Annotated in this window: 3 protein-coding genes and 1 pseudogene; 2 read left to right on the forward strand and 2 right to left on the reverse strand. The window is 43.8% G+C overall.

Going from position 1 to position 4,106, the window contains the following annotated elements; genetic code table 11:
• Positions 1-98 precede the first annotated feature (98 nt).
• The gene (locus NJ959_RS26480) at positions 99-1,043 is read right to left on the reverse strand and encodes a fused MFS/spermidine synthase (RefSeq protein ID WP_254014753.1); all 945 of its coding nucleotides are present in this window, start codon (positions 1,041-1,043) and stop codon (positions 99-101) included.
• 52 nt (positions 1,044-1,095) lie between these two features.
• Here NJ959_RS26480 and NJ959_RS26485 point away from each other — a divergent pair.
• A pseudogene (locus NJ959_RS26485) lies at positions 1,096-2,190 on the forward strand (RNA-guided endonuclease InsQ/TnpB family protein); the annotation flags it as partial.
• Positions 2,191-2,285: 95 nt separating this feature from the next.
• Here NJ959_RS26485 and NJ959_RS26490 read toward each other — a convergent pair.
• Positions 2,286-2,990, reverse strand: a complete 705-nt coding sequence (locus tag NJ959_RS26490; RefSeq protein ID WP_254014754.1) for a diacylglycerol/polyprenol kinase family protein — start codon at positions 2,988-2,990, stop codon at positions 2,286-2,288.
• 222 nt (positions 2,991-3,212) lie between these two features.
• Here NJ959_RS26490 and NJ959_RS26495 point away from each other — a divergent pair.
• On the forward strand, positions 3,213-4,106 hold an 894-nt coding region (locus NJ959_RS26495; protein WP_254014755.1), incomplete at its 3' end, for an RNA-guided endonuclease InsQ/TnpB family protein.

Raw genomic sequence — 4,106 nt, forward strand, 5'->3', positions numbered from 1 at the left:
TGGTTTGGAAGCCTACACCATACCTGTACCCAGGTTGGTGTAGGAGATGTCACTCCACAACAACAAATAACCAATAACCAATAACCAATAACTATTGACTATTCTCCCAATAAACCTTTACCAAAGAATTTAGGTGGTTCTTTCAAAGAATAAACCTCAGTTTGAGCCGCGATCGCTCTCCGGATATGAGCAGGAGTTTGCAGCATTCCCAGCAGAGTCATACCATCCATAAGCTGGAAGCCACCTGTGGTTTTGTCTTTCAGGAGTTGGTCAATGGTTTCTGGATCGGGTCGCGTGGTAATATTTTCCGCAGAGGCGATCGCAAATCCCCAAGGCGAGCCGTAGGTGGAAGTAGCGGACATATAGGAATGGACGTTAGGAAATACCGATTTGAGGGTAAATACTAGACGTGCGTGGAGTTTAAGTTCAGCAGGTGCGACTGGACCTGCTTGGATGACCAAATATCCCCCCGGTGCGAGAACCCGTTGCACTTTCTCAAAATATTCTTTGGTAAATAATTGAAAGGATGGTCCTTCTTCGATGGGGTCAGATAAATCGGAAATGACTATATCCCATTTTTGCTCAGTTTTGTCTAAAATTTCCAGAGCATCAGCAATAACGAGTTTGGTACGGGGATCGTCAAAAGCACCTTGGTGCATTTCCGGTAAGTGTTCCCGACAAGCTTCTACCACCTCACCGTCAATATCCACCATCATCGCCTGCTCAACGCTATGCCAACGGAGGATTTCCCGCACGGTAGCACCTTCGCCACCACCTAAAACGAGAACATTCTTAGGGTTTCCGTGAGCAATCATAGCGGGGTGGACTAAAGGTTCATGATAAAGGAACTCATCCCCAGTACAGGATTGCCATTTTCCATCCAAAACTAGTCCTTTCCCATAAACACCAGTTTCGACAATATACATGTCCTGGTAGGCAGTTTTTTTATACACTAAAACTTTTGTTACGCCGTGAACGTAGATATCCCAAGGTGTGATATACTCGCTCACCCACAAATCTGCACCAACTTGACTACCTGCCATCGAAGACCCTCCTTTTTTCTAATGTTACCTTAAAGAAACACCCTAGACAAAAAAGCTCAACTCTCAAGCTAGGCAAGCACACGCTGACAGAGCGTGGTCTGCCATTCAACGTTTTTATGAGAACTGTAGATTGGGTAAGTCAGGTAAAAAGGGCTATCCAAAATATAAAAAGTTCAGTCGTTCCGTTGAATACAAAAACAGTGGTTGGAAGTTATCTGCTGATAGAAAGGAGATAACCTTGACTGATGGATTTGAAATCGGAATAATGAATTTATGGAGTTCTAGAAATTTAGTCTGGTACTCGGAAAAACAAATTTCTAGAGTTCGCGTAATCAGACGTGCTGATGGCTACTATGCTCAGTTCCTGGTTGACTGGGATAGAAGAGAAGAGCATGAATTTCAAGGGAAAATGACAGGAATCGATTTGGGACTAAAAAATTTCTCTACTGATTCCGATGGCAATACTGTAGACAATCCCCGTTTCTTGATCAAGTCCGAACGTCGGCTCAAAATGCTGCAACGTCGGGTCTCTAAGAAACACATCAAAGGGAAGAAACAGTCTAACAAATACCATAATGCACGTCAGGCTTTAGCTAAACAACATCTCAAGGTAAGTAGACAGCGCCTAGACAAAGCTCGTAAAGACGCTTTGGCGCTAGTTAGATCTAACGACCTAATTGTCTATGAAGACTTGAAGATACAAAATATGGTCAAAAATCACCACTTAGCTAAATCTATTAGTGACGCATCTTGGTATCAATTCACTCAATGGCTTCAATATTTTGCCCAAGTGCATGGGGTTATAGTAATTGCTGTTCCACCACACAACACAACTGTTGATTGTTCCTGTTGTGGAGCAAAAGTCAAGAAAACTCTTAGTACTAGAACTCACAGGTGTAACCAGTGTGGCGCAGTTTTAGATCGCGACCACAACGCCGCCAAAAATATCTTAGCAAAAGGACTGAAGCTGTTAGCTGAATATTTAAACAGTACCCTAGGGCATAGGGGATCTGGAGCCAAAAGCTCAAAAGCTCAGGGAGAAACTAACCGCTGGCTCAAGAACGGAGACGCTCTTGCTTTAAGTTGGCTCGATGAACTGAGAACCAAGAACTCTTGGGAATCCCCCGCTATACCTCGTATAGGTTAGCGGCGGGAGGATGTCAAAGATTGTCATTATTACATAGGGAAGTGGGCGAGATAGAGACGCAGGCAAGATGCCTGCTCTACGGGGGGGGGAAGGAATTAGCCAGGGAGTATATTACTCAAGTAAAAAGCTAAGGCTGCACTTCCGATGGGAACTGTAAGATTATCAATACCGAGTTTGGAGAAGGCTTCTAAACCTGTGGCGAATAAGGCGACAGCTAGGGATACAACCCAGGTTTGCCAGTTATTCCCTTCCACACCTAAAAGAATTAAACTGCTGACAAGATAGCTGACTAAAGCCATGGTTAAAGATCCTTCCCAGCTTTTTTTGATTCCCCATATTTGGTAAGGATGTTGACCAAAATTTTGACCGATTAATCCGGCAAATCCATCCCCCCAAGTCATGACTAAAATACCAATAGCGGCATACTGGAATTGTTCAATAGGCCAAAACCAAGCGATGAGGATACCAATACTGACAGCATAGAAGAAAGTACCGAGACTTTTCCGTCCAACGCTATTTATACCGGGGAGTACGGGGATGTAATAAGATAAAAGCGCGATCGCACTGGCAATGATGGCAGCGGAGATACCCACCCACCCTGGCAGTTGTAACCACCACGCCACTAAAATTACATTACCTGTACCGATGTGAACTATCTTACGTGCTAGTTCTGAAGTCGTTCCCGTGCGGCGGTATAGAGTTTCTGCCAAAAGCACTATTGCGCCTAACGCGATCGCGATGATACTAATTTCGATCCATAAGGCTGGATTTGATTCTAACCAGGATATAGAGTTAAGCAAGGACTGATGGATAATACTTATGGAGACTTTATCTACTTTATCCTAATGAGGGGTTCGGGGAGCTATAAGACCCCCGCCATAATGGTACTCCATTTGGCGGCGGGATACATAGACTCCCCGCGTAATATTAATGGGTACTGCTTCGCAGAAGCAAGCTACGATGCCCATTAATATTACATCTACTGCTTGGCGAAGTCGTAGTAGATATGCTACAATCTTAGCATGTTAACGATGAACTACCGCGATCGCATCTATCCCGATACCACTCAGGAGGAAATTCTGTCTGAGTGGATGGAAACTTGTCGTATTGCATATAACTATGCCTTGCGGGAGATCAAGGATTGGTGCAATAGCCGTAAATGTTTGGTTGACAGATGTTCTTTAACGCAAGAATATATTATTCCTGCGGATGCGCCATTTCCAAGCGAAGTGAATCAGCTTAACGCTTTGCCCAAAGCCAAGAAAGTCTTTCCCAGATTAGGTGAAGTATCTTCTCAGGTTTTGCAGCAAACAATTAAGCAACTCCATAAAGCATGGGAGAACTTTCAGAAAAGAGGATATGGCTTTCCTCGATTTAAGAAATATGGGCAAATTAAATCCTTGTTGTTCCCCCAGTTTAAAGTTGTACCTTTGATTGGGAACAATATATTGCTGCCTAAAATTGGTTTGGTCTCAATCAACTTGCATCGGACTATTCCAGAGGGTTTTGTAATCAAGCAAGTACGGCTCCTTAAGAAAGCTGATATCTGGTATGCCAGTATTAACATTCAGTGCGATGTAAACGTACCAGAGCCAAGGCCACAGGGTCATCCCCTCGGCGTTGATGTCGGACTAGAAAAGTTTCTAGCTACTAGTGACGGTGCTCTGGTAAAACCGCCTAAGTTTTTTAAACAGATGCAAAGCAAGCTGAAATCGCTGCAACGCAGACTGAGGAGAAAACAGAAGCGGTCTAAGAATTACGAGAAACAACGGCTTAAGGTAGCTCGATTGCATCACAAAATTGACAACACCCGTAAAGACTTTCACTTTAAACAGGCTCATGCTCTATGTGAGGGAGCCGATATGATCTTCATGGAAGATCTGGATTTTACGATCGTAGCAAAAGGTTTTCTGGGA

The sequence above is a fragment of the Limnofasciculus baicalensis BBK-W-15 genome (genome assembly GCF_024178385.1).
GTDB classification, from domain to species: domain Bacteria; phylum Cyanobacteriota; class Cyanobacteriia; order Cyanobacteriales; family Coleofasciculaceae; genus Limnofasciculus; species Limnofasciculus baicalensis.